This window comes from Roseateles sp. P2_H4 (assembly GCF_056403315.1).
In genome coordinates, this window is the sequence record NZ_JBFUFR010000027.1 from 1 (window position 1) to 26,907 (window position 26,907).

Sequence of the window (26,907 nt, forward strand, 5' to 3'; positions counted from 1 at the left end):
GCCTTGACGATCTTGCTGCGGTTGTGTCCCGCGTTCACGCACCACAGGCCCGCGATGCCGTCGAGGATCTCGCGACCCTTGTCGTCGCGGAAGAACATGCCGTCGGCCTGGGTCAGCAGGCGGGGGGACTGCTTGAACTGGCGGTTGGCCGTGAACGGCATCCAGTAGGCGTCAAGCTTGGAAACGTCAGCGCTCATGCGGGGCTCCTGTGCAGCACAGCGAAGTCTAAAAGCTAATTTGACGGCCTTGTAAGAATTTGCCGACGTCTCAGGGTTCCCACCAGAGGCAACAGTTGCACCAGCAGGATGCAGGCGAGCATCAGGCCGCAGCCGATCAGGCCGGCGGTGTTCAGGCGCTCGCCCAGCAGCAGATAGCCGCAGGCGGCGGCGAACAGCGTCTCGGACGACAGGATGATGGCGGCGTCTGCGGCCTGCGCGTAGCGCTGGGCCACGACCTGGGCCGTGAAGGCGATGCCGACCGACACGACGCCGGTGTAGGCGATCGGCCAGGCCGCCGCTGCGATGCCGGCCCAGCGCACCGGCTCCATGACGAAGGCGGCGATCAGCGATAGCCCGCCGCAAATCGCGAACTGGCCGCTGGCGACGAGGAAGGGCGCGCCCATGCGGTCGGCCCAGCGGCCCACCATCAGCACATGCAGGGCCCAGGGAATGGCCGAGCCGGCCACCCAGAGGTCGCCCAGGCCGATGCTCAGCTCGTGCGCGCCGGACAGCAGGAAGGCCCCCACCAGGCAGCCCGCCGCGGCCGGCCAGACCGACCAGTGCGCGATCTGGCGCAGCAGCAGCCAGGCCAGCACCGGCACCAGCGGCACGTAGACGGCGGTCAGGAAGCCGGCGTTGGTCACGCTGGTGTATTGGATGCCGATCTGCTGCATGACGGCGCCCAGCGTCATCAGGCCGCCCAGGCCGGCGATATGCCAGCCGTCGAGCCCCGACAACGGCCGGCCCTCGCGACCGAGGCGGCGCCACTCCAGCACCGCCAGCGGCAGCACGACGGCCGCACCGATCAGGAAGCGCACGCCGGTGAAGAGCAGGGGGCCGACGTCGGCCATGCCCCGGCTCTGGGCGACGAAGGCCGAGCCCCAGATCAGCGCGACGAGGGTGAGCAGCAGATTGGCTTGGACGCGGGACATCAGGAGGAGGTTTGCTGGAGGGCGGTCAGTTCCGCCTCGTCGAAGCCGGCGGCGCGGCGGGCTTCGAGGTTGAAGGGCGCGCGCAGCTTGGGTGCCTGGTGGCGGTCGGCGAGCTCGGCATAGGTGGCAATCGGGTCCAGCCCGCGCTGCTCGCAGAGGAAGCGATACCAGCGGTTGCCCGCCGCGACATGGCCGATCTCGTCGCGCAGGATGATGTCCAGGATCTCGCCGGCGCGGTGGTCGCCGGCACCGACGAGCTTGCGCTTGACGGCCGGCGACGCGTCCAGGCCACGTGCCTCCAGCGTGCGCGGCACCAGCGCGATGCGGGCCAGCAGATCGTGCCGGGTGCGTTCGGCCATGTCCCACAGTGCGTTGTGGGCGTCGAAATCGCCGTAGTCGAAGCCCAGGGTCAGCAGGTGCTCGCGCAGCAGCGTGAAGTGCTTGGCCTCTTCCTGGGCGATGCGCAGCCAGTCGCGGTAGAAGGCCTCGGGCATGCCGGGAAAGCGCCAGCAGATGTCCAGGGCCAGGTCGATGGCGTTGAGCTCGATGTGGGCGATGGCGTGCACCAGGGCCGCAATGCCGGCCGGGGTGCGCATCGAAGGGGGCTTGAGCGTGATGTGGCCGACGAGGCGGGGCCGATCTGGGCGGCCGGGAATGCCGGCGGGCTCGGCGATGACGGCGGTCGCATCAACGGGCAGCGAGGCGTCGAGCGCCAGCGTCGCGCGCGCCTTGGCGGGCGCGTCGGCGATCAAGAGGGGGCCGAGCGTGGCCAAGCGAAGGTCGGACATTGGGCGGGATTCTAAAATCCGCCTCTTTTGCACGAGGCCGCGATGGCGATCTACCAGCTCGACGAGCACCTCCCCGACGTGGCCGAATCGGCCTGGGTCGCCGACAGCGCCGAGGTCATCGGCCGCGTGATGCTGGGTGAGGGCGTCAGCATCTGGTTCAACGCCGTGCTGCGCGGCGACAGCGACACGCTCACCATCGGCGCCGGCAGCAACATCCAGGACGGCTCGGTGCTGCATGCCGACCACGGCTTTCCTCTGGTCATCGGCCAGAACGTGACGGTCGGCCATCAGGTCATGCTGCATGGCTGCACGGTCGGTAACGAAAGCCTCATCGGCATCGGTGCCGTGGTCTTGAATGGCGCACGCATCGGCCGCAACTGTGTCGTCGGCGCCGGGGCGCTGGTGACCGAGGGCAAGGAATTCCCCGACGGCTCGCTGATCGTCGGCGCCCCGGCCAAGGTGGTGAGGGAACTGACCGAGGCCCAGATCGCCGGGCTGAAGGCCAGCGCGGCCCACTATGTCAACAACGGCCGCCGCTATGCGGCCGGCCTGAAAAGAATCCGATGAGCGAGCTTCACAAATTCCTGTTCGACGGCCTGCCGGTGCGCGGCATGCTGGTGCGCCTGACCGAAGGCTGGCAAGAGGTGCTGTCGCGCCGCGAGCCCGGCGCCGAATACCCGCCCGAGCTGCGCAATCTGCTCGGCGAGATGAGCGCGGCCGCCGTGCTGATGCAGGCCAACATCAAGTTCAACGGTGCGCTGGTGCTGCAGGTGTTCGGCGACGGCCCCGTCAAGCTGGCCGTGGCCGAGGTGCAGCCGGACCTGGCCTTCCGTGCCACAGCCAAGTGCGTCGGCACGGTCGAGCCGGGTGCGACGCTGGAGGCCATGGTCAATGTGAACGGCCAGGGCCGCTGCGCGATCACGCTGGACCCCAAGGACAAATTCCCCGGCCAGCAGCCCTACCAGGGCGTCGTGCCGCTGCACGGCGACCAGCGCGAGCCGCTGCAGAAGGTCAGCGAGGTGCTGGAGCACTACATGCTGCAATCCGAGCAGCTCGACACCAAGCTCGTGCTGGCGGCCAACGGCGACATCGCCGCCGGCCTGCTGATCCAGCGCCTGCCCATCCAAGGGGAGGGCAATCTGGAGGGCCGACGCGGCGCCGGGCCGTCCCAAGCCGAGGCGAGCCCCCCGGGGGGGCAGCCGGCTCTGCCGGCGTGGGGGCAGCGTTCCAGCAACGAAGACGACATCGGCCTGTCCGACGCCTTCAACCGCATCTCCATCCTGGCCGCCACGCTGACCGCCGAGGAACTGCTGACGCTGGACGCCGACACGGTGCTGCGCCGCCTGTTCTGGGAGGAGACGGTGACGCGCTTCGAGCCCCAGCAGCCGCGCTTTGCCTGCACCTGCTCGCGCGAGCGCGTCGGGCAGATGCTGCGCGGCCTGGGCCGGGATGAGGTCGACAGCGTGCTGGCCGAGCGCGGTGACGTCGAGATCGGCTGCGATTTCTGTGGTCGCCACTACCGCTTCGACGCGGTGGACGTGGGCGCTCTGTTCGACGAACGGACCCATCCAACGGGCGGTTTCCCCACGATGCAGTAGGCCCGCGGTCGCCACGGGGCAACGGGCATCCCGACTTCTGAGGATGTTCGCCGTCCTAGTGATTGACGCCACCCCGGCGAGCTGAGACTTTCGCCTCCTGGCGCCGTTTTTCGGGAGCCGGGAGGCGTTGATGTCGGATTCCAAGGGCGGCGTGTTCGGGAGTTTCCCGTGGGCCAGCGTGGCCGTGCTGATGGCCTTCGTCGCCAGCACGCAGCTGGTGCCGCATGCCTTCGACGCGCTGCGCCCGGCCGAGAAGGCGCGCGCGCAGGCGCCGCTGGACCCCGACCTGGAGATCAATGCCCGGCTCTGGGAAGACCCCTTCGCCGCGCTGCGCCGCTATGAGGTGGAGCGTTCCGAACGCTGCGAGCGCCAGCGCAAGGCCGCGCAGCAGGTGGACGGCGATTGCGGCAACCTGATGCCCAAGCTGCGCGACCCGCGCAATCTGCTGTCCAGGCTGGATGGCGACCAGAACAAGCGCATCGACGACACGCTGATCGTGCTGGCGCTGATGCCGGGGGCCGATTTCGTCGGCGCCGAAGAGGCGCGGCGTCGCATCCGCTACGCGACGCTGGCGGGTCTGCTGGCGCAGGACTACGTGCCCGACAACGCCGAGCGTCTGAGCCTGCTGGAGTTCAAGCTGCTGGACGGCAATGTTGGCAATACCGAGGGCAAGGCCGGCCCTGTCGACAAGGCGGCGGTCGGCGCCGGCTATCTGGTGCCCTACGAGCTGCTGTCGCTGCGCCGGGAGAACGGCACCGAGCCGCCGTCGCGCTACGCCCAGGTGGCCTTGCTGTGGGTCGATGAAACCGCCTTGCCGTTGCGCAAGCTGGACGCGGTGGCCCGGCTGACCGAGCAGCTGATGGGCAAGGCCGCCCGCACCCGCGCCAAGGTGCGCTTTGCCGACGATCACCAGGACGCGCTGCCGCGCCTGGCCATCATCGGCCCATCGTCCACCGACGCCTTGCGCACCGCGCTGCGCGACCTGCGCTGCGCCGCCGACCTGAACAACGCCGCGGGCATCGCCGGTGGCGGCGTGGCGCGCAGCGACGCCGCCCGCTGCGCGCGGCGCGGCGAGGACATCGACGCCAGGCAGGTGCTTCCCGACGACGTGCTGGACGGCTACCGCCTGCTGGCCCGGGCCGAGTTCTACAACCCCTCGTCCACGGCGCCCGAGCGCATGCTGCCGGAGCTGCAGCAGTACGCCCGCGACGTGACCGGGGTGGACGACGGGCTGGACGCCTTCCTGACGCAGCACTTCAGCCGCCTGGTCGGCAGCAAGGGCAAGCCGCAGCCCGTGCACATGGTGCGCACCGTGGGCAGCGACGCGGACCTGATCGAGAACCTGGTGAAGGAGGTGCGGCTGCGCCTGCCGCAGAAGCACCGCCGCATCGTCGTGGTGGCCGAGCGCGACTCCATCTATGCCCAGGCGCTGGTGGAGCAGCTGCGCGACTGCCTGCCGCCAGCGCTGCAGGACAGCCTCAAGGTCATCTATTTCTTTCGCGGCATCGACGGCGTCACCACCAAGGAAGCCAGCGCCGCTGCCGCGCTCGCCACGGCGGCGGCCAAGGCGCCACCGCTGGAGTGGCCCGAAAGCCGCGACCAGCTGGACTATCTGCGCCGGCTGAGCGGCGAGCTCAAGCGCAGTGAAGCCGTGGACGACAGCCTGCCCATCGGCGCCATCGGCATCTTTGCCAACGACGTGCACGACAAGCTGCTGGTGCTGCAGGCCCTGCACGAGACCTTCTCGGATCGCATGTTCTTCACCACGGACATGGACGCGCGCTATCTGCACCCGCGCACGCAGTCCTTCACGCGCAATCTGGTGGTGGCCAGCAGCCTGCCGCTGGCCTTCTACCCGCCGTCCCAGGGCGAGGTCGACCTGCAGGCCGGCACGCCGCCGCTGCGCGACATCTACCAGACCAGCACCTACGCCGCCGCGCGCCGTGCCGGCTGCCGCAGCGACGCCTGCAAGGCCGGCGAAGCCAGGGCCCTGGACCGCGTGCTGAAGAACACCTCGGTCTATGAGATGGGCCGCTCGGAGATGGTGCCGCTGGCGGGGTATGCCTTGCTGGACAGACCGCACCAGGCGGCGCCGGGGCGCATCTTCGTCGCGCTGCTGATGGCGGCGCTGATCGGCTGCATGCTGTTCGCCTGGCCCTCAACGCCTTCCATGCGCCAGGCCCGCCGGGTGTTGCTGGGTGCCAGCGGCGGCCCGCCGCGCACCATGGACCTCACCGCCATCGCCCTGGTCACCCTGCATGCGGTGCTGCTGTCCTATGCCATGGCCAGCCTCATCGAGTTCGTGCTGCCCGGCCGCATGAACTTCAGCCACGCGCGGCTGCTGGCCGCCTTGGCGGCCGGTGGCGCCTTGATGCTGGGCCTCACGGCCTGGAAAGCCGGCGAGCGGCGGCAGCTGGTGGGCGTGCTGGCCGCGCTGCTGCTGGGCATTGCCGGCGCGTGGATGTGGCTGGCCTGGCCGCACGGCGGCTGGTTGCCGGGCAAGGCCCCTTGCCTCACTTGCGAGCCCACGGCCTGGCTGGAGGGCGTCAGTGCCTGGCCGTCCCACCTCCTTCATCTGCTGGCGCTGTTCACGCTGCTGTGGACGCTGGACTGGACCTGGGCCGCCACGCAGGAGCAGCTCAAGCGCGACTCCTACTGGCTGAAGCTGTCCCCGCCCGAGCCACATGGCCTGAAGGTGCTGCTGGGCGGCTGGTTCGCCCATGCCAGCGTGATGTTCTGGAAGCCGGGTGTGGGCTTCAGCTGCGACTTCAAGCAGCTGTGGGTCGAGTACGGCGAACGCGGCGAGGCCACGCCGCGCCTCATCCGCACGCTGTTCTGGTATGTGCTGACGCTGGCCATCATGCTGCTGCTGTTCTTCGGCATCAACGACGGCCAGATCCCCGAGGTGCCGGCGCGCGGCAAGGAGCATCGCAGCCTAGTGCGCGTGACGCTGTACGCGGCCATGCTGCTGCTGCCCCTGCTCATCGTGGCGGTGGCCGACTCGACGGTGCTGCTGACGCGCTTCGTGCGCCATCTGAACGCCGGCCGCACCTACTACCCACCCGACACCATCGCGCAGTTCGCCAATGCGCTGGGCGACGAGCACAAGGCCTTGTGGGCGCAGCGCTTCTGCGCCAAGCCGGAAGACCGCAACAAGGACGGCAGCGGCTTCACCATGCACACGCTGCTGGACGACTGGGTCGACGTGCAGGTGGTGGCCCGGCGCAGCGCACCCATCTCGCGGCTGGTGATCGGCCCCTTCGTCGTGCTGGCGCTGCTGGTGGTGGCGCGCAGCCGGCTGTTCGACAACTGGGCGCTGACGCCGGCCATCGCCGTGGGCGTGAGCTTCTACATCGCAGTCTTGGTCGGGCTGACCTTTTTGCTCAAGCAGGCGGCCGAGAACACGCGCCGCCGCGCCCTCGAATCCATGCAGGCCGACCTGCGCTGGATGGCCGGCAGCGGCGCGCCGCTGACCGGCCTGGTGGAGCCCTTCAAGCGGCTGATCGCGCAGGTCGAGAACGAGCAGCACGGCGCCTTCGCGTCCTTCTTCGACCAGCCCCTGCTCAAGGCCATCCTGGTGCCGCTGGGCGGCGCGGGCGGGACGCAGCTGTTCGACTACCTGCTGCTCGGCCGCTGACGGCCGAAGAAGCCGCCAGGCCGACGATGAAGTCCAGCATGGCCCGCGTCTTGGCCGGCATGTGCCGGCGCGACGGGTGGTAGGCATAGAGCGGAAAGCGCTCATCCGACCAGTCCGGGAAGAGGTTGACGAGCTGGCCGCCGGCCAGCAGCTCGTCCTCGGCCAGCTCGAACATCTGCGCAATGCCATGGCCGGCCAGGCAGGTGCTTTGCAAGGTGCCGGCATCGTTGAGCGTCAGCACGCCCTCGACGGGCACGACGAGCTTGCGTCGACCCTGATGGAACTCCCAGTCGAAGGGGCGGCCGGTCGCCGGATCGCGAAACAGGATGCAGCGATGGCCGGCCTGCAGGTCGCGCGGGTGCTCGGGCCGGCCGAAGCGGCGCAGATAGGCCGGTGACGCCACCGTCAGCACACGCGCCTCCAGCAGCTTGCGCGCCACCAGCGAAGAGGTCTGCGGGTGGCCGAAGCGGATGGCGAGGTCGAACCCTTCGGCCACCAGGTCGCCGAGGTCGTCGCGCGTGCGCAGCTCCAGCTCCAGTTCGGGGTGGGTGTCGAGAAAGGCGCCCAGGTGCGGGCCGAGGATGAGGCGGGAGAAGAAGGGGTCGATATTGACGCGCAGCTTGCCGCGCACGGCGGCGGCCGAGCCGCTGGCCGTCTCCGCGGCCTCGGCCAGCTCGCCCAGCAGCGGCAGCACACGTTCGTAGAAGCGCCGGCCTTCGTCGGTGAGGCGCACGGAGCGCGTCGTGCGGTCGAACAGGCGGATGGCCAGGCGCTGCTCCAGGCGCGCCACGGCGCGGCTGACCCCCGACTGCGACATGTCCAGCGCCTCGCCGGCGCGCCCGAAGTTGCGCGCGTCGACGATGGCCACCATGACGCGAAAGCCATCCAGCAGTTGCGGTGTCAGCGAATTCATGGATGCTTGCTGCGCATGAATCAAATGACATTCATGCTATCGCTTCGAAGCGCCGGATTCCGAAGAATCCGCTCCAACGCGGCCCGTGGTGGGCGGCAAGGAGAGAGCGATGTTTGTAGTCACGGGAATCACGGGGCAGGTGGGCGGCCAGCTGGCCGCGCATTTGCTGGCGGCGGGCCTGCCGGTCAGGGCGGTTGTGCGCGATGCAGACAAGGCCGAGGCCTGGCGGGCGCGGGGCTGCCAAGTGGCCTTGGCGGCAATGCATGACGCCACGGCGCTGACCGAGGCCTTTCGCGGTGCGACGGCCGTCTTCGTGCTGCTGCCGCCGGTGTTCGATCCAGCGCCGGATTTCGACGAAACCCGCCGGCACGTCGGCGCGCTGGCCGAGGCCTTGTCAGTGGCCCGGCCGGGTCGCGTCGTCGCACTGTCCACCATCGGTGCGCAGGCTGACGAGCCCAATCTGCTGAGCCAACTGGGCTTGATGGAGGACATGCTGGGTGGCCTGGGCCTGCCGGTCACCTTCCTTCGGGCCGCCTGGTTCATCGAGAACCTGGTCTGGGACGTGGCTCCAGCGCGCGAGACAGGCCTGCTGGCCTCCTGTCTGCAGCCGCTGGACCGGCCGGTCGCCATGGTGGCGACGGCCGATGTCGCCGAAGCGGCGGCTGAGCTGCTGCAGGAGAACTGGGCGGGCCGGCGCATCGTCGATCTGGAAGGGCCACGCCGTCTGGCGCCTGCGGATCTGGCGGATGCGCTGGCCAGCGCACTGGGCCGGCCGGTGCACGCCGAAGTGGTGCCCCGCGAGCGCTGGGAGGCGCGCTTTCGCCGCGACGGCATGCGCAACCCGGAGCCCCGCATGCGCATGCTGGACGGCTTCAACGAAGGCTGGATAGATTTCAGCGTGGCTACGTCGCGCAAGGGGTGCACGACGCTGGAACAGGTCGTTCGCAAGCTGGTGGACTGAAGCGCCTGACGGCAAATACAAGCCCTAGGTCGTTGGCCGCAGCGGCTCGCCGTCCTCCGCCCATACGATGGTTGTTTGCAGCCCCAGCGACTAGCTTGTTAGGAGCGGCCGCCCAGTTCGAGGCCCCCGTCGGGCGCCCCGGTATCGCCGTTCCATGCCGGTCACTGGAGTGGACATGACCTCCGATCAAAGACTGCTAGCCCTCATCGGTCGCCGCATCCCGGCCATCTTCGACGTCATCCCGCGCGGGCCCCAGGGCCTGTCGCTGCACGATCGCTTCAGCGCCGTGGCGCTGAATCCCCAGCCGCTACCGCCCGGGCCGCCCGAGCTCATCGGCGCCGCGCTGGCGCAGGAATTCGCCCACATGGCCTGGGTGAGCGACCGCCTTGGCCTGGCCTGGAAGACGATGAACCAGGACCTGGACGACTGGTGCCCGACGCAGCCGCGCAAGATCAAGTGGCCCATCCACTGGCCGCCGGTGCCCGAGCCCGATCCTCACCCCAACTGGTATGCGGAACTGCATCTGGGTTTTGCAGCCAAGCTGTCGGCGATCTCGGCCGACCATGCCGGCACCCCACTGGCCGCGACGCTGGACCGCGCCGTCAATCGCTCCGTCGACGCGCTGGGGCAGTTGCGGGCGCAGTGAGGCCTTCCGGTCGCTTCAGCCGGGGGATCCCTTCACGGCATGCACGGCCAGCGCCAGTCGCTCGGCCTGCGTGCTGCCATGGATATCGATCCATGGCAGGCCCTGGCCCGCCAGGGCTGCACGCAGGCGGGCGTCGAAGCGCGCCCGTACCTCCGGCCCGTCGCGCAGGAAGCCATCGGCCTCCCACGGCAGATCAGGTGCGCACAGCAAGGTCAGATCGCAGCGGCGCTGGAAGGCGAGGGCGTCGGCCAGCAGCGCGTCATCATTGAAGTAATGCTGGCTGCACAGCGCGGTGATCAGCGGCGTCGTGTCGCAGATCACCAGCTCATGCTCGCGCGATGCGGCCGCTATGCGCGCGGCCTGCTCGGCGGCGATGTGGGCCTGCTCGTGCTGCAGCGGCGTGCGGCCATGGCTGTCGCACCATTCGCGCAGGTATTCGGTGACGAGACCGGCGCCGAAATGCCGCGCCAGCGCCGGGGCCAGCGTGGATTTTCCGGTGCATTCCGCGCCCAACAAGGCAATCACTCTTGCCATGCCGACTCCGCAAGTTGCGCGTGACCAAGCTTGCCGTGCGGTGACTGGCCAAGCGACTGCCGTGGAACCGGCTTTGCCGGGCCACTGGCAGTGCCCCCTCGAAGGGGGCGCGCGTAGCGCGTAGGGGGTGAGCTCATTTTCTCCACGCACGCCAGCCGATGACACTCATCGGGATGAAGCCGGCATAGAGGATGACCGTCAGCCAATAGCCCTTGAGGCCGAACAGCACGACGCTGACCACGTTGACGACGATCCAGGTCGGCCAGTTCTCTTCGTATTTGCGCGCCAGCAACCACTGGCCGAGCAGGCTGGCCACGGTCGGGAAGGCGTCCCAATAGGGCAGGGGGCTGTCGGTCACCTTGGCCAGGAAGAGGCCGAGCAGCGGCCAGGCCGCCAGCGTCAGCAGCGCGGGCCTGAGCAGGCCTGCCAAGCCCAGGCGCCGCACCTTCAGGACCTCGCCCTCGCGGGTGCGGCCAAAACGCCATTGCCACCAGCCCCACAGCGCCAGTGCGGCGAACACCAGTTGCAGTGCGGCCTCGCCATAGAGCTTGCCGTCCCAGAACAGCGCGAAATACATCAGCGAGCTGATCAGGGCCAGCGGCCAGGCCAGCAGGTGGACGCGCATATTGCAGACCACCATCCAGACGGCCAGCACGAAGGCCACCAGCTCCAGCCAGGAGATGGGGCTGCCGAAGGCTGAAAAGGCCGGCGCGAGCAGCGCCGCCCAGAGGGTGGCAAGCATCAGCGCTTGACTGACGAGGCGGCGGTCGGTGCTGTACCTGCCGCGATAGGCACGAAGACTTCGTCGGACTTGATCATGCCCAGCTCGAAGCGGGCCTTCTCCTCGACCATCTCCAGGCCCTCGCGCAGATCACGCAGTTCGGCCTGCAGCTGGGCATTGCGGGCCCGGGCCTTGTCGTTGTCGGCCTGGGCCTTGCCCAGCTCCGTGCGGAGCTGAGCGACGTGCGGAATGCTGCCCCGGCCCACCCAGAGCTGGGCTTGGATGGCGATCAGGAAGATGGCCAGGACCGCGGCAAGAACCTTCAAGATTTACTTGAGGTTGTAGAAGGCAGCACGGCCGGGGTAGACGGCGACGTCGCCCAGGTCTTCTTCGATGCGCAGCAGCTGGTTGTACTTGGCCATGCGGTCCGAGCGCGACAGCGAGCCCGTCTTGATCTGGCCGGCGTTGAGGCCGACGGCGATGTCGGAGATGGTGCTGTCCTCGGTCTCGCCCGAGCGGTGCGAGATGACGGCCGTGTAGCCGGCGCGCTTGGCCATCTCGATGGCGGCGAAGGTCTCGGTCAGCGTGCCGATCTGGTTGATCTTGATCAGGATGGAGTTGGCGATGCCCTTGGCAATGCCTTCCTGCAGGATCTTGGTGTTGGTGACGAACAGGTCGTCGCCGACGATCTGCACGTTCTTGCCCAGGCGGTCGGTCAGGATCTTCCAGCCGTCCCAGTCGCCTTCGGCCATGCCGTCTTCGATGGAGATGATGGGGTATTTGTCGACCCAGGTGGCCAGCATGTCGGTCCACTCCTGCGAGCTCAGCTGGATGCCGCCTTCGCCTTCGAGCACGTATTTGCCGTCCTTGTAGAACTCGCTGGCGGCGCAGTCCAGGGCGATGGCGATCTGGTCGCCGGCGCGGTAGCCGGCCTTGTCGATGGCCTGCAGGATCAGCTGGATGGCCGCCTCATGGCTTTCGACGCTGGGCGCGAAGCCGCCTTCGTCGCCGACGGCGGTGGAGATGTGCTTGTCGTGCAGGATCTTCTTCAGCGCGTGGAAGACCTCGGCGCCCCAGCGCAGGGCCTCGCGGAAGCTCGGCGCGCCCACGGGGACGATCATCAGCTCCTGCAGGTCCAGCGAGTTGTTGGCGTGGGCGCCGCCGTTGATGACGTTCATCATCGGCACGGGCAACTGGTTGCCGTTCATGCCGCCGAAGTAGCGGTACAGCGGCAGGCCGGACTCTTCGGCTGCGGCGCGGGCCACGGCCATCGACACGGCCAGCATGGCGTTGGCGCCCAGGCGGCTCTTGTTCTCGGTGCCGTCCAGGTCGATCAGCGTCTTGTCCAGGAAGGCCTGCTCGGAGGCGTCCAGGCCTAGCACGGCCTCGGAGATCTCGGTGTTGATGTGCTCGACGGCCTTCAGCACGCCCTTGCCCAGGTAGCGGCTCTTGTCGCCGTCGCGCAGCTCGATGGCTTCACGCGAACCCGTGGATGCGCCCGAGGGCACGGCCGCACGGCCCATGACGCCGGACTCCAGCAGCACGTCGCATTCGACGGTGGGGTTGCCGCGGCTGTCGAGGATTTCTCGACCGACGATGTCAACGATGGCGCTCATTCAGTGTCTCCAGGAAGTGAAAAATCGGGCGGGCAGAAGTGTGCCAAGCGGGCGTTACCGTGTCACAACAAGCGGCCGGGGCGTTGGGGCCGGAGTTTAAGTGCTGGTGGTCTGCGGTCCCTGGCGCCACAGCCGCCAGGTGACGGCCGCCAGCAGCACGACGCCTACGCCCAGCACCGCCCACAGCAGCAGGCGGCGTGGGGGCAGGGCGGGTTCAGCGCTTGCTGTCGTCGCCTGCGGCGTGAACGCCCCCAGCTGAGACTGGCCCAGGCGCGCCTGCTCGCGCGACCAGTCGGGCACCACGTCGGCCAGCGGGCGCGGGCCGGTCTCGGGCGCTGCGGCACCCACCTGCAGGCTGAACGGCGGCTCGCCCTGGGCGGCCCAGACGACGCGGGTCACACGCACGCTCCAGTCCAGGCGCAGGCTGTTGGCCGGCGGCAGCGCGGTGCCTGGCGGCGGCAGCAGGCGCAGCTCGCTGGCGCCCAGCCCCAGGGCCAGGGCGGGCGCCGTGTCGGCCGGCGCGGGGCCGCGGTCGACGCGGTAGAAGACGCTGCGGGCCACCGTCTGCCAGGGCGACTTGGCGCTGGCGCGGGTCTGGACCTGCACGGGCAACACCCAGGTGCCCTGGTTGCCGGCCAGTGTCAGGCTCATGAGCGGCTGCGGGCCGCCGAGGGGGATGACCCAGCCGCCGTCGGCATCGGGTGCGGGCAGGGCGGCGGTGCGGGTCGTCTGCTGGGGGCCGGCGCCCGCGGGCTGGGCCAGCAGTGTGGCGGCGTCAGGCTGCACGGCGCGCGCGGCGTCGTCCCACACCAGGCGCAGATAGCGCAGCGGGCGACCCGGCAGGGCCACCAGGGGCTGTGCCAGCGGCGCGCCCTCGGTCGTGCGCAGGCCCAGCAGCTGGCCGGTGCCCAGCCATTGCCAGGACTGCAGGTCGGCACTGGTCTCGAGCCGGTAGCCGGCCTGGAAGGGCGCGGCAGCCTCGGGCCAGCGCAGCCGCAGCTGGCGGGGCTCGGCGGGCCAGGCTGCGGGCTCGCCCAGGTCCAGCAGCCAGCCGGCGGGCGCGCGGTTGGGCGGCGCGGAGGCGACCGTGGTGGGTGCGGGCGGCAACGCGAACAGCTTCAACTCGCGCTCGGGTGTGGCGAGCAGGTTGTCAGGCAGCAGCGCGAACGGCACGCGCCGGCCCTGGGCGTCGAGCAACTGCCAGTCGCGCAGGTCGCTGCCCAGGCTGTGCTGCCAGGCCTCGGCCGTGGCCTCCAGCGTCAGGAAGGGCGCGGGCTGGGTGATCTGCACCGGCGCGCGGTACGGGGCGGCGGCGGCCGAAGTGGCCGCCAGCAGCACCAGCAGCTCAAGCAACAGGCTTTTTCTCATCGTGTGAAGAAGACCCGGGCAGGGGCGCGACGTAGCCGATGACCAGCATCAACACGCCCACGCCGATGAAGGAGACGATGCGCAGCACGGTGCCGCTGCCCTGCAGGTCGAACAGCATCAGCTTCAGCACGACGCCGCCCAGCAGCACCGCGCCGGCCAGCCAGGGCATGCGTTGATGGCGGCGCGTGCCCAGCAGCATCAACACCAGGGCCAGCGTGCTCCACAGCAGGGCCAGGCCGGTCTGCACGCCGCGCGACTCGAGCCAGCCGTCGACGTGGTAGGGCACGCCGCCCCAGTGGTGGAAGCTGCGGATCAGCATGCCGTTGAGCCACAGGAAGGCCAGGCCCGCCGGTACGGCCAGCGAGGCGGGTGGCAGCCCGACGGCGGCCGCGGCCGGGCTGCGCAGCCAGGCGACGACGGCCAGCAGCGCGGCGGCAATACCGAGGTCCAGCGGGTTCAGCACCGGGATGTAGGGCAGCGGCTGGGCATTGCCGGGGCTGGCCCAGTTGGCGATCAGCACCCAGGCGCACAGCGCCAGGCTCAGCACGGCGGCACCCATCTGGGCATAGGCCGTGGGCGCCAGGCGCAGCGGCCAGGCTTGCTGGTCAGGGGCATTGCGCAACTGGCGCAGCACGACGGCCAGCAGCAGCGCTGGCACCAGCAGCCAGCCCAGCCAGCCCCAGGCACTGCCAGGATCGCCGAGGTCGGCCGTCCAGTAGCTGCCCTGCAGCGCACCGAGCAGCGCGAAGGCCAGCAGGCTGCCGGCGTGCGTGGCTTCGCGCAGCGGCTTGGGCCAATGCGGCGCCGTGCGCTGCAGCACCAGCGCCTGCGCGACCCAGGCCAGCGGCAGCGCCCAGACGCCGCCGGCCGACAGTGGTGCGTCATGCAGGAAGGCGCCGAGGGCGCCGAGCACGGCCCAGGCAGGCAGCAGCAGCGCTGTCGGCCAGGCCACCGTGGGCCAGCGCCACAGTGCCTGCAGGCCCAGCAGCACGGCACTGCCCGCTGCGATCAGCGCGAGGCTGACGGCCCAGACGTGAGGCTCCGGCACCCATCGATCGAGCACGACCCCTGCCGCGACTGCCAGCCACACCGTCCCCCAGCCGACCAGCGCGAAGGCACCCGGCGCATGCAGGGGGCGGCTGTCGTCACGGCCCAGGAAACGCGCCGCACCCAGGCCGGCCGCCGCGATCAGCACAGCGTTCAGCAGCTGTGACGGGGCATGCAGGCCCGCAGCGTCATACCGGGACAGGGCCATCATCAGCGTGAAGCCGCCCAGCACCATCAGCGCCAGGCCGGTGGCCAGCACGCGCAGCCGGGCCTGGCGCAGGCCCAGCCACACGGCGCCCAGGCCTTCCAGCGCCCAGGCGCCCGCCGTGGCCTCGGCGCTGAGGGCGAATGGAATGACCAGCGTGCCGAAGACGGCGCCCAGCGCGATGAAGGCCTCGAACACGAGGGCGTGGGCCGGGCGGCGCCGCGCCCAGGCCGCCAGGCCCACATAGGCGCCGCCGACCAGCAGCGCAGCCAGGGCGATAGCCATGGAATCGGGCTTGAGCAGCGCGTACTGCATCCCTGAGCCGAAGACGGGCACACCGAACAGCAGCGTGGCCTGCAGCCAGACCTCGGGCTGAATCGGGTTTTTCGCGCGGCGGCCCGGCATCAACAGCACGGCGGTGAACAGCAGCCAGAAGGCGATCAAAAAGCCCTGGGCGACGGCGTAGTCGGCGGGCGTATAGGCCGTCAGTCCCCAGGCGCTGGCAATGAGGGCCGTGAAGCCAAAGGCGATCAGGTTCAGGCGCGGCCAGTGCTTGAACCAGGCGACCAGCGCCACGCCCAGGCCAAGCACGAAGTCATAGCCCAGCAGCATGGCGATGGCGCCGCCGCCGGTGGACAGCAGCAGCGGCGTGGCGTAGCCGCCGAGAGCCGCAATGACGGCCAGCGCCTGCGCGTCCTGCCGCACGGCCAGCAGTGCCGCCAGCAGCGAGACGGCCAGCATCAGCGCGAACACCAGGGCCAGCGGTTCCAGGCCAGCCAGCTTCACGGCGGCAAACAGCGTCAGGTAGACGACCGCCACGCCGCCGCCCTGCAGCAGCAAGCCGTAGCCGCGCGAGCGAAGGCGCAGCCGCCAGCCGACCACCAGCAGCGCGACGCCCGTCGCGCCGATGCCGGCCAGGCGCACTTCCAGCGGCACGGTGACGTTCTCCGCCGCGAAGCGGGCCAGGAAGACGAGACCGAGGAAGAGCATCGCCAGCCCGACCTTGACGATGGTGTTGGCCGCCGCGATGCGCTGGGCCCAGGCGGGCATGGGGATGGGTCGGCGCGGTGCCTGCGCCGGGGCAGGTGGGGCGGGCTCGGCTTGGGGACGAGGAGGTGGCAGTGCGGCGACGACGGGTGTCGTGATGACCGGCGCTTCCGGCACGGCGGCTGCTGCTTCATCCCGCGACGGCGCGGCCTCGGCGGTGGGCGAGGGTGTCGGGACGGGCTGGGGAAGCACCACCGCCGGCGCGGCTGCGGTCGCCGGCAGGTTCGCGGGGGTGCGTGCTGTCAGCTGCTGCTCCAGGCTGGCGATGCGCCGCCCTTGCTGAATCTGACGCCAGCCCAGCCAGGCGATGGCGGCACCGAGAAGCGCGCCCCCCGCGCTTTCCAGGGCCAGGCCGCCAACCAGCGCGCCCAGCAGCAGTGCGACGACGATGGCCACGCCGCTCAGACGCCTTCGATCAAGACCATGCGCATGACGGCGATGCCCTCACGGGCCTCGCGCGCCGCGCCGTACTCGGGCGAGTCGTAGAAGGCCTGCGCGGCTTCCGGCGTCGGGAACTTCAGCAGCACGACGCGCTCGGGCGTCCAGTCGCCTTCGAGCACGGTCGTCTTGCCGCCGCGCACCAGCACTTCGGCGCCGTGTTCCTTCATCGCCAGCGTCGAGAGCCGCCGGTAATCCTCGTATTGCGTGGGGTTGGTGACCTTGACGTTGGCGAGGATGTAGGCGGCAGTCATGTGAGCCTCTCGGTTGCGGCGTACCGCACCCGATCTCCCGAGGAGATGCGGGCCGGCTCGGGAGCGGCCCAGCGCTCGGCCCGCTCCACGCTGATGGGTGGTGGACAGGTCAGCAGCTGAAGTCGTTCTCGAGAAGAGGTTGCTTCTTGACGACCCTGTCGAGCGCAACAAGTTGCTCCAGCAGCGTCTTCATGTGCTTGAGCGGCACGGCGTTGGGGCCGTCGCTGAAGGCCTCGGCCGGGTTGGGGTGGGTCTCCATGAAGAGACCGGCCACGCCGACACCCACGCCGGCGCGGGCCAGCACGGGCACCATCTCGCGGGCGCCGCCGCTGGAGCCACCGAGGCCGCCGGGCTTCTGCACCGAGTGGGTGACGTCGAACACCACCGGCGCGCCGGTGTTGCGCATCTCGGCCAGGCTGGTCATGTCGGCGACCAGGTTGTTGTAGCCAAAGCTGACGCCGCGCTCGCAGGCCAGGAAGAGGTCTTCGGACAGGCCCACCTCGCGCGCGGCGGCACGGGCCTTGTCGATGACGTTCTTCATATCCCAGGGGGCCAGGAACTGGCCCTTCTTGATGTTGACCGGCTTGCCCGACTGCGCGACCGCGCGGATGAAGTCCGTCTGGCGGCACAGGAAGGCCGGGGTCTGCAGCACGTCCACGACGCTGGCGACCTCGGCCACTTGGCCAGCGTCGTGCACGTCGGTCAGCACCGGCAGGCCGGTCTGGCGGCGCACCTCGTCGAGGATCTTCAGGCCGGCTTCCATGCCGACACCGCGCTTGGTGGTGCCGGACGAGCGGTTGGCCTTGTCGAAGGAGCCCTTGTAGATCAGCGGAATGCCGAGGGTGGTGCAGGCTTCCTTCAGCAGGCCTGCGACGTCGAGCGACATCTGCAGCCCCTCGATGGAGCAGGTCCCGGCGATCAGGAAGAAAGGCTTGTCGATGCCGACATCGAATCCGCAGAGCTTCATGACTTGTCCCCTCAGGCCTTTTGATGGTGTTCCAGCGCGGCCTTGATGAAGGCCGTGAACAGCGGATGGCCGCCCCAGGGAGTGGACTTGAACTCGGGGTGGAACTGCACGCCGACGAACCAGGGGTGCACCTCTTGCGGCAGCTCGACCATCTCGGTCAGCTTCTCGCGCTGGGTAATGGCCGAGATGACGAGGCCGGCCTTCTGCAGGCGGTCGAGGTAGTGCTCGTTGGCCTCGTAGCGGTGGCGGTGGCGCTCGGTGACGACGGGGCCGTAGATGTTCGCGGCCAGCGTGCCCGGCTTGACGTCGGAGCTCTGCGCGCCCAGGCGCATCGTGCCGCCGAGGTCGCTCTTCTCGTCACGCTTCTGGATGCTGCCGTCGGCGTCCTGCCACTCGTCGATCAGCGCGATGACGGGATGGGGCGTCGCGGGGTCGAACTCGGTGGAGTTGGCGTTCTCGAGGCCAGCCATGTGGCGGGCGTACTCGATGGTCGCGACCTGCATGCCCAGGCAGATGCCCAGATAGGGCAGCTTGTGCTCGCGGGCGTATTGCGCAGCCAGGATCTTGCCTTCCACGCCGCGCTTGCCGAAGCCGCCGGGCACGAGGATGGCGTCGAACTTGGCCAGGGTGTCGACCGTCTCGGGCGTCAGCGTCTCGCTGTCGACGTATTCGATCTTCACGCCGGCGTGGTTGTGGATGCCGGCGTGGCGCAGCGCCTCGTTGAGCGACTTGTACGAGTCCGACAGGTCGGTGTACTTGCCGCACATGGCGATCTTGATCTCGGTCKTGGGGTTCTCGACCTCGTAGACCAGGGTGTCCCAGCGCTTCAGGTCGGTGCTCTTGGTGTTGAGCTGGAGCTTGGTGCAGATGAGCTGGTCCAGGCCCTGCTCGTGCAGCATGCGCGGCACCTTGTAGATGGTGTTCACGTCCCACATCGAGATCACGCCGTACTCGGCGACGTTGGTGAACAGCGAGATCTTCTCGCGCTCGTCGTCGGGGATGCGGCGGTCGGCGCGGCACAGCAGCGCGTCGGGCTGGATGCCGATCTCGCGCAGCTTCTGCACCGTGTGCTGGGTCGGCTTGGTCTTCAACTCGCCAGCCGCGGCGATCCAGGGCACATAGGTCAGGTGCACATAGGCCGTGTTGGTCGGGCCGGCGCGCAGGCTCATCTGGCGCACGGCCTCGAGGAAGGGCAGGGACTCGATGTCGCCCACCGTGCCGCCGATCTCGACGATGGCCACGTCGACGCCTTCGGCGCCGCGCTTGATGTATTCCTGGATCTCGTTGGTGATGTGCGGAATCACCTGCACCGTCTTGCCGAGATAGTCGCCGCGGCGTTCCTTCTCGAGCACGGTCTTGTAGATCTGGCCGGTCGTGAAGTTGTTGGCCTTCTTCATCCTTGTCGTGATGAAGCGCTCGTAGTGGCCCAGATCGAGGTCGGTTTCGGCGCCGTCGTCGGTGACGAAGACTTCACCGTGCTGGAAGGGCGACATCGTGCCGGGGTCGACGTTGATGTAGGGGTCCAGCTTGATCAGGGTGACTTTGAGGCCGCGCGATTCGAGGATGGCAGCCAGGGAGGCCGACGCGATGCCCTTGCCCAAGGAGGACACCACACCGCCGGTGACGAAGACGTATTTGGTCATGTCGTGCAGCAGGCCAGAACAGCCTGCTGAGGTGGAAATTGCGATTGTAAATGGTGTGCCCCTCGCCTGGCCTCGCCGCGCTGAACGCGGGCGATTCCAGTCGGTCCCCGAGGGGACGGCGATGCTTTTGGCTTTGAGCCAAAAGCACATCGCCCGCGGGCCGGCTTGGGAGCGGCCCGGCGCTCGGCCCGCGCTTAAGCCAGCAACTCCAGCACGAGATCCGCGGTTTCCTCGGGCTTCTCGAACGGGAAGAGGTGCGAGCCCTCCATCCAGCGCCAGTTCTCGCCGGCCAGCTTCATGGACGCCGCGGCACCCGCCTGGCGCAGCTCGGCCGAGCGCGTGCCGCCGACGAAGGCGACCGGGCATTGCGGCGGGCGCAGGCGCAGCAGCAAGGGCAGGTGGTGGGGCAGGGTGCGGTAGACGTGAGCCTCGACCTCGCGCCGAAACCGCAGCTGCACCTGGCCGTCCTCGGTGTCCTCGAAGCCGGCGGCGATGTAGTCGGCCAGCACGCGCGGGTCCCAGCGGGCGAAGAGCTTCTTGGCAGAGAAATGCTTGTGGACGGCTTCGCGATCCGGCCAGACATGGCGACGCTCGCGGGCGATCTTGGACGGGCCGTAGCGGTGGATCAATCCCGTCGTCTTGGCCATCGCCACGGCGGCGGCCTTCATGCCGGAGACGACGGGTGAGTCCAGCATGACCAGGCGGCCGATGAGGTCGGGCCGGCGGCAGGTGGCCATCAGGCTCAGCATGCCGCCCAGGGAATGGCCGACCAGGGCAACCTGGCCCTTGGGCTTGACGTCGTGCTCGATGAAATGGATCAACTGGTCGCGCAAGCGGCGCCAGTCGCCGGTGACGGGGAAACGCGGATCGTGGCCGAAGCGGTCCAGCGCCTCGACGCGCCAGCCGGCAGCGCGCCAGCGCTCGAACAGCACGCGGTAGCAGCCCGCGGGGTAGCTGTTGGCATGGGAGAAGACCAGCGTTTTCGTCATGGCCACGCAGTGTGCCTGCGCACTGGCCAGCCGTTCTGGAGCGGGGACTCCAGATGGCTTCAGTCGCGGGGCAACTGAAGCTCGATCACGCGGCGCCTGCCGGCATGGATTTCATCGAGGCTGCGCTTGAAGCTGGGGATGCTTCGGAACAGGCGGTCAAAGCTGCCGTCCGCCAGCGCCGCACGCAGGCCGCGTTCGATGCGATCGGCCAGGGCCGGATTCTTGCGGCTGGTGAAGAAGTAGAAGGGTACGCTGTAGTGCAGGAACAGGCCTTCCTCGATGATCAGGCCGGCGTGCTGGCTTTGCTCGTACCAGGCTTCGTAGACGCCGCGTGGCATGTAGTCAAAGCGGCCGGCGGCCAGCATGGCGAACAGCTGTTCATAGCCGATGGACGTGACCACCGGCAGGCCGTTGGCGCGCAACACGCCGGTCGAGGGCCAGGTCTCGCCTGCACCGGCGCTGAACTGGCGCAGCTCGGCCAGGTTGCGCACGGCACGAAAGCGCGCTTGGTCGCCCCTGCGGATCAGGAAGACGCGGTAGTCGTTGAGCTCGCGCAGCAGCGAGATGCGCACCGGCAGCAGTTCGGCTTCGCGCCTGGGGTCGGTTCCGTCCCAGACCAGGTTGAGGGCGCCGTCATTCTTCAACTCGGCAAACTGGCGCGGGCCGCTCATGGCCTCGTCGTAGTGCCGGATCTCGAAGGGGCCGTCGCTGGCGCGCGTCTTTTCCAGCGCCAGCCGCAGCAATTGCGGGAAATAGCTGGCGTGCTCATGCGCGCTGGGCGCGAGTTGCGGAACGGTGATGCGCAGCGGCTCCGCCGCGCGGGCGAGGGGCAGGGCGGCCGCTGACAGCAGGGCCAGGGCGGCGCGGCGCCGGGTCATGAAGTTCAGCCGTTTGCCAGACGCTTGAGCTGGTACAGCGCTTCCAGCGCCTCGCGTGGCGACAGCGCGTCCGGGTCGACCTTGGCCAGGGCCTGCAGCAGTTCGCTGGGCTCGGGCAGCGGCGGTGGCGCGGGCGGGGCGGCGAAAAGGTCGAACTGGTCGTCCGCCGCGTTCTGGCGCGCTTCCAGCGCCTCCAGCGTGGCGCGCGCCTGGCGCACCAGGCTGGCGGGCATGCCTGCCAGCTTGGCGACCTGCACGCCATAGCTGCGGCTGGCCGGGCCGGGCTGCAGCTCGTGGAGGAAGACGATGTCTTCGCCGCTTTCCACGGCCGACACGTGCCAGTTCTGTGCCAGCGTGTGCTTGGCGGGGAACTCCGTCAGCTCGAAGTAGTGCGTCGCGAACAGCGTGAAGGCGCGCGTCTTGTCGTGCAGGTGGCTGGCGATGGCCGATGCCAGCGCCAGGCCGTCGAAGGTCGACGTGCCCCGCCCGATCTCGTCCATCAGCACCAGCGACTGGTCGGTCGCCGAATGCAGGATGGCCGCGCCCTCGGTCATTTCGAGCATGAAGGTGGACTGGGCATTGGCGAGGTCGTCGGCCGCGCCGATGCGGGTGTGGATGGCATCCATCGGTCCGAGGCGGCAGCTCGTCGCCGGCACATAGGAGCCGATGGCGGCCAGCAGCGCGATCAGCGCCACTTGGCGCATGAAGGTGCTCTTGCCGCCCATGTTCGGGCCGGTGATGACCAGCAGCCGGGTGCGCGCGTCGAGCTTGCAGTCGTTGGGCATGAACTCCGTGCCGCCAGTCTCGTGCAGGCGCGCCTGCAGGCCCGCATCCAGCCCCGCCAGCGTGCGGCCCAGCGCCGTCAGCGGCTCCAGACGGCTGATGAGGGCGTCGATGACCTGCTCGTACAGCAGCTTCTCGCGCGCCAGTGCCCGCTCGTTGGCGGACAGGGCCTTGTCTTCAAACGCCTTCAGCTCCGGCGTGATGTAGCGCTCGGCGTTCTTCAGCGTCTGGCGGCGCTGGTAGTCCATCGGCACCTTGTCGACCTGGCCCTGTGTGACCTCGATGTAGAAGCCGTGCACGCGGTTGAACTGCACACGCAGGTTGGCGATGCCGGTGCGCGCACGTTCGCGCGTCTCGAGGTCGAGCAGGAAACCGTCGCAGTTCTGCTGGATGCCGCGCAGCTCGTCCAGGTCGGCGTCGAAACCATCGGCGATGACGCCACCGTCGCGCGTCAGGATGGCGGGCTCGAGCGCGATGGCGCGTTCCAGCAGTTCCTGGATGTCGGCGGGCGGGTTCAGGCTCGCGTCGCGCAATGAAGCGGGCGTGGTGGCGCGCAGCTGGGGCAAGGCCTGCAGCGTCGCGCGCAGGCCGGTCAGCTCGCGCGGGCGCACCTGGCGCAAGGCGATGCGGGCGGAGATGCGCTCGACGTCGCTGACCGACTTCAGCGCCTCCCGCAGCGGTTCGAAGCCTTCGGCATGCAGCGCCGCGATGGCGCCGTGCCGCGACATGGCTTCCGCCCGGTCGCGCTTGGGATGCAGCAGCCACTGGCGCAGCGTGCGGCTGCCCATGCCGCTCTTGCAGCTGTCCAGCAGCGAGAAGAGGGTGGGGCTGGTTTCGCCGCGCAGCGTCTGTGTCAGCTCCAGATTGCGCTGGGTGGCGGGTGGCAGGTCCAGCAAGTCGCCGCTGCGCTGCACGCGCAAGCTGCGCACATGGGCGAGGGCGCGACCTTGCGTGTGCTCGGCAAACGCCAGCAGGGCGCTGGCGGCAGCATGGGCGATGGGCAGCTCGTGGGCATTGAAGCCCTGCAGGCTGGCAACGGCCAGCTGCTCGCACAGTTTGCGTTGGCCCAGCGTCGCGTCGAACTGCCAGCTCGGCCGGTTCGTGACCGGGAAGCGCGCCTTCATGACGCCGGCCGGCTGCTGCTCACGGTTGACCAGCACCTCAGCCGGCGCCAGCCGCGCCAGCCAGGCCGGCAGCTCGACGTCGCTGCATTCGGCCAGGCCGATCTCGCCCTGGGTCAGCGACAGCCAGGCCAGGCCATGGCGGCGGCCGTGGCCGGAGACGGCCAGCAGCACGGCGTCCTGCTTGTCGGCCAGCAGCTCGGTGTCGGTGATGGTGCCGGGCGTGACGACGCGCACGACCTTGCGCTCCACCGGCCCCTTGCTGGCGCCGACTTCGCCCACCTGCTCGGCGATCGCGACCGCCTCGCCCAGCTTGATCAGCTTGGCGAGATAGCTCTCCAGTGCATGCACCGGCACGCCGGCCATGACGACGGGCTGGCCGGCGCTCTGGCCGCGCTGCGTCAGCGTGATGTCCAGCAGCGCATTGCACTTGCGCGCATCGTCGTAGAAGACTTCGTAGAAATCGCCCATCCGGTACAGCAGCAGCGTGTCCGGGAAGTCCGCCTTGAGCCCTAGATACTGGCTCATCATGGGTGTATGGGCGCTGAAGTCAGCGGTCTGGGTCATCGGCGTCTGGCAAATAGCAAAGCCCCCCGGCGGAGGGCTTCAGAATGGGCGGCAGTTTACGCGGCGGCCGGTGCCGACCCCAGGGAGATCACGATGAACAAGGCTTTGCTGGCCGGCTTGGCGCTGACCAGCCTCACTGCCGTAGCGGCCGAACCTTCGCTCTGCGCGCGGCTGGCCGATGAAGCTCGGCGGGCGCCGTCTGAAGTCTGGGCAACACCCGATCCTTTGGCAGCCTGGGTGAAGCCCACTGGGAGCGCAAGACAGTCCCCCACCGTGACCTCGCTGGCGAATGACGCGCATTGGCGTGAGCTGCTCGCCGTGACTGAGGGGCAATCCGTGGGTGTGCAGCAGCTGGAAGGTGCGCCGGTGTATCTGGTCGAAGCCTTCGCCGGCACGGCGAACTGCCAGTCGTTGGTGCTGGTCGAGGCGCGGCCTGGCCGGCCGGCGCGGCGGCTGCCTCCGCCTTTCGATCTGGAGCACATGGACCTGTGCATGACCCAGTCCGCCGGCCTCGCTCAGGTGCTTGGCCGGCCGGCGTTCATCGCGGGCGGCGCGCCGTCCATGGTCAGCCCGGATCTGCACTACCGCGTCGCGGCATGGACGGGGCAGGGCTGGGGTCAGGCCTGCGGTCTGAAGCTGAGGCGCGGCACTGCGATGGCGCCAGAAAAACGCTTCTGTGCACCTGGCGCTCAGGTCTGCGCCGCGGGCCAGGCCGAGGCGGAGAAGCTGGCGCAGGCCTATGAAGCGGACCGTGCCTCCAAGGTGCAGTTCGATGCCAAGGCGTTTGCCGGCGGCCGCTCCCCCGACGCGGTCGTCGTCGCCGCGCTGAACCCACCGTTGGCCACGCCCGGTGCGATCGGCGACACGAACCCGCCATTTCCGCTGTTTGGCGCCGATGACAAGCGGCTGGACCCGATGCTGACAACCTTCTCCAACGCCGACCCGCGCCGCCTGCCGGTGTTCATTGATGGCCGCTGGTGGCTGGCCGTCGTGGGTCGCGCTGGTGTGGGTTGGCGGGAGGGCGACGCCGTGCTGGTGGCGATGTTCATGCCGCCAGGGCGGCCGGGCGATGGCGTGGCGTCGTACCAGTTCCGCACCCGGCCCGTCAGTCTGCTGGGGGCGGTGGCGACCGATGCGCGCCCTTAGTCTGCCGGCACCCTGAGCGCCCGCTCGCGCTCCTTGGCGATACGCGCCGCAAAGTCTGCCGCACTGCCACCCGTCGGCAGATTGCTGACGTCCAGGATCCTCGAGCGGATCTCGGGCTGGCGCAGGGCCTCGTTGACGACGGCGTTGATCAGCCTCAGCCTGTCCTCGGGCACGCCACGCGGCGCGAACAGGCCGAAGGTCGAGACCAGGTTGGCCTCCGGAAAGCCCAGCTCCACCAGCGTTGGCACATCGGGCAGCACCGGCAGCCGCTTGGGTGATCCGATGGCGAGCGGCTTCAGCAGCCCCTGCCGCACGTATTGCAGCTGCTGTGCGGCCACGTTGGACGACAGCAGCTCGAACTGCCCGGCCAGTGCGTCGGTCAGTTGCTGGCCGCCGCCCTTGTAGGGGATGTGGATGATGTCGACGCCTGCCGCGGCGCGTATCTGCGCCAGCACCATGTGTCCGACCGTGGCCTGGCCGGAGGTCGCCCAGCGCAGCCGGCCCGGCGCTGCGCGCGCGGCCGCGAGCATGGCGGCAAAGGTCGCTGGCTTGAACGACGGGTGCGCCAGCACCAGCACCGGCGTGTCCATGAGGCTGACCACGGGCGCGACGTCATGCAGCAGGGCGTCGCTGCCTCGCCCCGATGGCACAGAGGCCGACGCGGCCGGTGCGAAGACCAGCGGCGAGATGGCGCAATAGGCCAGCGTGTAGCCGTCGGGCGCGGCGTGCGTCAGCGACTCCAGGGCCACCAGGCCACCGGCGCCGGCACGGCTCTCGACGAGGACGGGTACCTTGAGCCGCGCGCTCATGAAGTGCGCCAGCCCGCGTGCGGTGTCGTCGCTGACGCCGCCGGGCGGGTAGGCCACGACGAGGTGGATGGGCCGCGTGGGCCAGGGCTCTGGCGCGGCAAGGGCGACGCAGCACAGGGCCGCCCCGGCGAGCGCCCACAACGACCGCCTACGCATCGCGGTGGGCCTGGGCGATGCGGCGGGCCAGAGCGATGAAGGTGCCCGTCGGGCCGGCCTGGTCGTGCGCGCGGTAGGCCAGCGTCAGCGGCGCTTCAAGCTGGGCATGCTTCTCCAACGGCCGGCAGACGATGGAATGGGCATGCATGCCGCGCATCGAAGCGGGCACGACGGAGATGCCCGCGCCGGCCGCGACGAGGTTCATGTTCATCATCATGCGGTCGACCTCGATGAAGCTGCGCGGCCTCACGCCATGGCGTTCGCACAGGTCCAGCAGGTTGGCGTAGAGGCCGGGCGCGCCGGGGCGGCGCACCAGGATGAGGTCCTCGTTCTCCAGCTCGGCCAGTGGCACCGGCGTCGTCGACGCCCGCGGCACGGCTGCGAGCCGATGGTCCAAGGGCAGGGCCAGCAGCGCCGGCTCGGTCAGCAGGGTCTCGAAACTGACGCCCTCGGGCTGGGCCACGGGCACGCGCAGGAAGCCGCAATGCAGCCGGCTCTTGGCGATGGCGTCGATGAGGCCGGCGGCGTTGTCCTCGGTCATGGTCAGCGCGATGCCAGGCTGTTCGCTGCGGCAGGCGCGCAACACCGCCGGCGTGAAGGCGTGGGCCGCGGCGGAGCTGGTGAAGCCCACCGTCAGCAGGCCGTACTGGCCGCCGGCGAGGCGGTCCATGCGGTCGCGCATGTCGCCGAAGTCGCGCAGCAGGCGCTTGGCTTCCTCGAGGAACTGGCGGCCGCCGTCGGTGAGGCTGACGCCCTTGGGATGCCGGTGCAGCAGCACCAGGCCGAGCTCCTGCTCCAGCGCCTTGATTTGTTGACTCAGCGGCGGCTGCTGCATGCCCAGCAGCCCCGCGGCGCGTGTCATGTGGCCGGTCTCGGCCACGGTCACGAAATAGCGCAGATGCCGCAGCTCCATTTTGTCTCCATA

23 protein-coding genes and 1 pseudogene are annotated in these 26,907 nt (G+C 69.4%); 6 read left to right on the top strand and 18 right to left on the bottom strand.

Annotated elements, in window-relative coordinates:
• From AC1DW3_RS19645 to AC1DW3_RS19655, 3 genes and pseudogenes are all read right to left on the bottom strand, one after another.
• Positions 1 to 197 (bottom strand): annotated as a pseudogene (locus AC1DW3_RS19645) (omega-aminotransferase AptA); the annotation flags it as partial.
• 35 nt (positions 198 to 232) lie between these two features.
• Positions 233 to 1,150: a DMT family transporter gene (locus AC1DW3_RS19650; protein WP_477934014.1), complete on the bottom strand. Its 918-nt coding sequence runs from the start codon at positions 1,148 to 1,150 to the stop codon at positions 233 to 235.
• On the bottom strand, positions 1,150 to 1,938 hold the full coding sequence (locus AC1DW3_RS19655) for a ferritin-like domain-containing protein (protein WP_477934016.1): 789 nt from the start codon (positions 1,936 to 1,938) through the stop codon (positions 1,150 to 1,152). The genes AC1DW3_RS19650 and AC1DW3_RS19655 overlap by 1 nt, the downstream gene beginning before the upstream one ends.
• A gap of 42 nt (positions 1,939 to 1,980) precedes the next feature.
• On the opposite strand from AC1DW3_RS19655, the gene AC1DW3_RS19660 reads away from it, so the two are divergent.
• The 3 genes from AC1DW3_RS19660 (at position 1,981) to AC1DW3_RS19670 (ending at position 7,173) form a co-directional block, all read left to right on the top strand.
• Positions 1,981 to 2,505, top strand: a complete 525-nt coding sequence (locus AC1DW3_RS19660) for a gamma carbonic anhydrase family protein (protein WP_477934017.1) — start codon at positions 1,981 to 1,983, stop codon at positions 2,503 to 2,505.
• Positions 2,502 to 3,536 carry an Hsp33 family molecular chaperone HslO gene (gene hslO / locus AC1DW3_RS19665; protein WP_477934019.1) on the top strand — a complete coding sequence of 345 codons (1,035 nt, stop codon included), beginning with the start codon at positions 2,502 to 2,504 and terminating at the stop codon, positions 3,534 to 3,536. Before AC1DW3_RS19660 ends, hslO begins: the two co-directional genes overlap by 4 nt.
• 130 nt (positions 3,537 to 3,666) lie before the next feature.
• Complete coding sequence (locus AC1DW3_RS19670) at positions 3,667 to 7,173, top strand: hypothetical protein (RefSeq protein ID WP_477934021.1); 3,507 nt, start codon at positions 3,667 to 3,669, stop codon at positions 7,171 to 7,173.
• On the opposite strand, the gene AC1DW3_RS19675 is transcribed toward AC1DW3_RS19670, so the two are convergent.
• Entirely contained in the window at positions 7,100 to 8,086 is a 987-nt protein-coding gene (locus tag AC1DW3_RS19675) for a LysR family transcriptional regulator (RefSeq protein ID WP_477934023.1), read from the bottom strand. The genes AC1DW3_RS19670 and AC1DW3_RS19675 overlap by 74 nt on opposite strands.
• A 109-nt stretch (positions 8,087 to 8,195) precedes the next feature.
• Here AC1DW3_RS19675 and AC1DW3_RS19680 point away from each other — a divergent pair, with 109 nt between their 5' ends.
• Positions 8,196 to 9,047: an NAD(P)H-binding protein gene (locus tag AC1DW3_RS19680; RefSeq protein ID WP_477934025.1), complete on the top strand. Its 852-nt coding sequence runs from the start codon at positions 8,196 to 8,198 to the stop codon at positions 9,045 to 9,047.
• Between the two features lie 175 nt (positions 9,048 to 9,222).
• Positions 9,223 to 9,693 carry a hypothetical protein gene (locus tag AC1DW3_RS19685; RefSeq protein ID WP_477934027.1) on the top strand — a complete coding sequence of 157 codons (471 nt, stop codon included), beginning with the start codon at positions 9,223 to 9,225 and terminating at the stop codon, positions 9,691 to 9,693.
• A 15-nt stretch (positions 9,694 to 9,708) separates the two neighbouring features.
• Here the strand turns inward: AC1DW3_RS19685 and AC1DW3_RS19690 are convergent, their stop codons facing one another.
• The 12 genes from AC1DW3_RS19690 to mutS all read right to left on the bottom strand — a co-directional run bounded on the left by AC1DW3_RS19690 (position 9,709) and on the right by mutS (position 23,871).
• Positions 9,709 to 10,227, bottom strand: coding sequence for an AAA family ATPase (locus AC1DW3_RS19690; RefSeq protein WP_477934029.1), 519 nt, complete (start codon positions 10,225 to 10,227; stop codon positions 9,709 to 9,711).
• 133 nt (positions 10,228 to 10,360) lie between these two features.
• Positions 10,361 to 10,969 carry a nicotinamide riboside transporter PnuC gene (pnuC, locus tag AC1DW3_RS19695; protein ID WP_477934031.1) on the bottom strand — a complete coding sequence of 203 codons (609 nt, stop codon included), beginning with the start codon at positions 10,967 to 10,969 and terminating at the stop codon, positions 10,361 to 10,363.
• The gene (locus AC1DW3_RS19700; RefSeq protein ID WP_477934033.1) at positions 10,969 to 11,274 is read right to left on the bottom strand and encodes a septum formation initiator family protein; all 306 of its coding nucleotides are present in this window, start codon (positions 11,272 to 11,274) and stop codon (positions 10,969 to 10,971) included. The genes pnuC and AC1DW3_RS19700 overlap by 1 nt, the downstream gene beginning before the upstream one ends.
• Positions 11,275 to 11,277: 3 nt before the next feature.
• Positions 11,278 to 12,564 (bottom strand): phosphopyruvate hydratase, encoded by a 1,287-nt coding sequence (gene eno, locus AC1DW3_RS19705; protein WP_477934035.1) that lies wholly within the window; start codon positions 12,562 to 12,564, stop codon positions 11,278 to 11,280.
• 96 nt (positions 12,565 to 12,660) lie between these two features.
• Positions 12,661 to 13,932 carry a DUF3999 family protein gene (locus tag AC1DW3_RS19710; RefSeq protein WP_477934037.1) on the bottom strand — a complete coding sequence of 424 codons (1,272 nt, stop codon included), beginning with the start codon at positions 13,930 to 13,932 and terminating at the stop codon, positions 12,661 to 12,663.
• Positions 13,910 to 16,627 carry a DUF2339 domain-containing protein gene (locus AC1DW3_RS19715; protein ID WP_477934039.1) on the bottom strand — a complete coding sequence of 906 codons (2,718 nt, stop codon included), beginning with the start codon at positions 16,625 to 16,627 and terminating at the stop codon, positions 13,910 to 13,912. Before AC1DW3_RS19715 ends, AC1DW3_RS19710 begins: the two co-directional genes overlap by 23 nt.
• A 5-nt stretch (positions 16,628 to 16,632) precedes the next feature.
• Positions 16,633 to 16,923 (bottom strand): DUF1330 domain-containing protein, encoded by a 291-nt coding sequence (locus AC1DW3_RS19720; RefSeq protein WP_477934041.1) that lies wholly within the window; start codon positions 16,921 to 16,923, stop codon positions 16,633 to 16,635.
• 109 nt (positions 16,924 to 17,032) lie between these two features.
• A complete protein-coding gene (gene kdsA / locus AC1DW3_RS19725) occupies positions 17,033 to 17,890 on the bottom strand; it encodes a 3-deoxy-8-phosphooctulonate synthase (RefSeq protein WP_477934043.1) in 858 nt (285 codons plus the stop codon).
• An 11-nt stretch (positions 17,891 to 17,901) separates the two neighbouring features.
• Positions 17,902 to 19,533 (bottom strand): CTP synthase, encoded by a 1,632-nt coding sequence (locus tag AC1DW3_RS19730; protein WP_477934045.1) that lies wholly within the window; start codon positions 19,531 to 19,533, stop codon positions 17,902 to 17,904.
• A gap of 194 nt (positions 19,534 to 19,727) precedes the next feature.
• A complete protein-coding gene (locus tag AC1DW3_RS19735) occupies positions 19,728 to 20,522 on the bottom strand; it encodes an alpha/beta fold hydrolase (protein ID WP_477934047.1) in 795 nt (264 codons plus the stop codon).
• Positions 20,523 to 20,581: 59 nt separating this feature from the next.
• Positions 20,582 to 21,400 (bottom strand): hypothetical protein, encoded by an 819-nt coding sequence (locus AC1DW3_RS19740; RefSeq protein ID WP_477934049.1) that lies wholly within the window; start codon positions 21,398 to 21,400, stop codon positions 20,582 to 20,584.
• A gap of 5 nt (positions 21,401 to 21,405) precedes the next feature.
• On the bottom strand, positions 21,406 to 23,871 hold the full coding sequence (gene mutS, locus AC1DW3_RS19745; RefSeq protein ID WP_477934051.1) for a DNA mismatch repair protein MutS: 2,466 nt from the start codon (positions 23,869 to 23,871) through the stop codon (positions 21,406 to 21,408).
• A gap of 93 nt (positions 23,872 to 23,964) precedes the next feature.
• Between mutS and AC1DW3_RS19750 the strand changes: the two genes are divergently transcribed.
• Positions 23,965 to 25,017 (top strand): hypothetical protein, encoded by a 1,053-nt coding sequence (locus AC1DW3_RS19750; RefSeq protein ID WP_477934053.1) that lies wholly within the window; start codon positions 23,965 to 23,967, stop codon positions 25,015 to 25,017.
• Here the strand turns inward: AC1DW3_RS19750 and AC1DW3_RS19755 are convergent.
• Both AC1DW3_RS19755 and AC1DW3_RS19760 read right to left on the bottom strand, forming a co-directional pair.
• Complete coding sequence (locus AC1DW3_RS19755; protein ID WP_477934055.1) at positions 25,014 to 25,982, bottom strand: Bug family tripartite tricarboxylate transporter substrate binding protein; 969 nt, start codon at positions 25,980 to 25,982, stop codon at positions 25,014 to 25,016. The genes AC1DW3_RS19750 and AC1DW3_RS19755 overlap by 4 nt on opposite strands.
• A complete protein-coding gene (locus AC1DW3_RS19760) occupies positions 25,975 to 26,895 on the bottom strand; it encodes a LysR family transcriptional regulator (RefSeq protein WP_477934057.1) in 921 nt (306 codons plus the stop codon). Before AC1DW3_RS19760 ends, AC1DW3_RS19755 begins: the two co-directional genes overlap by 8 nt.
• Positions 26,896 to 26,907 lie beyond the last annotated feature (12 nt).

Coding starts and splice junctions, on each gene's coding strand:
- AC1DW3_RS19685 (WP_477934027.1), top strand. CDS start 9,223: ATGACCTCCGATCAAAGACTGCTAGCCCTCATCGGTCGCCGCATCCCG.
- AC1DW3_RS19740 (WP_477934049.1), bottom strand. CDS start 21,400: ATGACCCGGCGCCGCGCCGCCCTGGCCCTGCTGTCAGCGGCCGCCCTG.
- AC1DW3_RS19660 (WP_477934017.1), top strand. CDS start 1,981: ATGGCGATCTACCAGCTCGACGAGCACCTCCCCGACGTGGCCGAATCG.
- mutS (WP_477934051.1), bottom strand. CDS start 23,871: ATGACCCAGACCGCTGACTTCAGCGCCCATACACCCATGATGAGCCAG.
- kdsA (WP_477934043.1), bottom strand. CDS start 17,890: ATGAAGCTCTGCGGATTCGATGTCGGCATCGACAAGCCTTTCTTCCTG.
- AC1DW3_RS19735 (WP_477934047.1), bottom strand. CDS start 20,522: ATGACGAAAACGCTGGTCTTCTCCCATGCCAACAGCTACCCCGCGGGC.
- AC1DW3_RS19750 (WP_477934053.1), top strand. CDS start 23,965: ATGAACAAGGCTTTGCTGGCCGGCTTGGCGCTGACCAGCCTCACTGCC.
- AC1DW3_RS19760 (WP_477934057.1), bottom strand. CDS start 26,895: ATGGAGCTGCGGCATCTGCGCTATTTCGTGACCGTGGCCGAGACCGGC.
- hslO (WP_477934019.1), top strand. CDS start 2,502: ATGAGCGAGCTTCACAAATTCCTGTTCGACGGCCTGCCGGTGCGCGGC.
- AC1DW3_RS19690 (WP_477934029.1), bottom strand. CDS start 10,227: ATGGCAAGAGTGATTGCCTTGTTGGGCGCGGAATGCACCGGAAAATCC.
- eno (WP_477934035.1), bottom strand. CDS start 12,564: ATGAGCGCCATCGTTGACATCGTCGGTCGAGAAATCCTCGACAGCCGC.
- AC1DW3_RS19675 (WP_477934023.1), bottom strand. CDS start 8,086: ATGAATTCGCTGACACCGCAACTGCTGGATGGCTTTCGCGTCATGGTG.
- AC1DW3_RS19670 (WP_477934021.1), top strand. CDS start 3,667: ATGTCGGATTCCAAGGGCGGCGTGTTCGGGAGTTTCCCGTGGGCCAGC.
- AC1DW3_RS19720 (WP_477934041.1), bottom strand. CDS start 16,923: ATGACTGCCGCCTACATCCTCGCCAACGTCAAGGTCACCAACCCCACG.
- AC1DW3_RS19755 (WP_477934055.1), bottom strand. CDS start 25,982: ATGCGTAGGCGGTCGTTGTGGGCGCTCGCCGGGGCGGCCCTGTGCTGC.
- AC1DW3_RS19650 (WP_477934014.1), bottom strand. CDS start 1,150: ATGTCCCGCGTCCAAGCCAATCTGCTGCTCACCCTCGTCGCGCTGATC.
- AC1DW3_RS19710 (WP_477934037.1), bottom strand. CDS start 13,932: ATGAGAAAAAGCCTGTTGCTTGAGCTGCTGGTGCTGCTGGCGGCCACT.
- pnuC (WP_477934031.1), bottom strand. CDS start 10,969: ATGCTTGCCACCCTCTGGGCGGCGCTGCTCGCGCCGGCCTTTTCAGCC.
- AC1DW3_RS19680 (WP_477934025.1), top strand. CDS start 8,196: ATGTTTGTAGTCACGGGAATCACGGGGCAGGTGGGCGGCCAGCTGGCC.
- AC1DW3_RS19655 (WP_477934016.1), bottom strand. CDS start 1,938: ATGTCCGACCTTCGCTTGGCCACGCTCGGCCCCCTCTTGATCGCCGAC.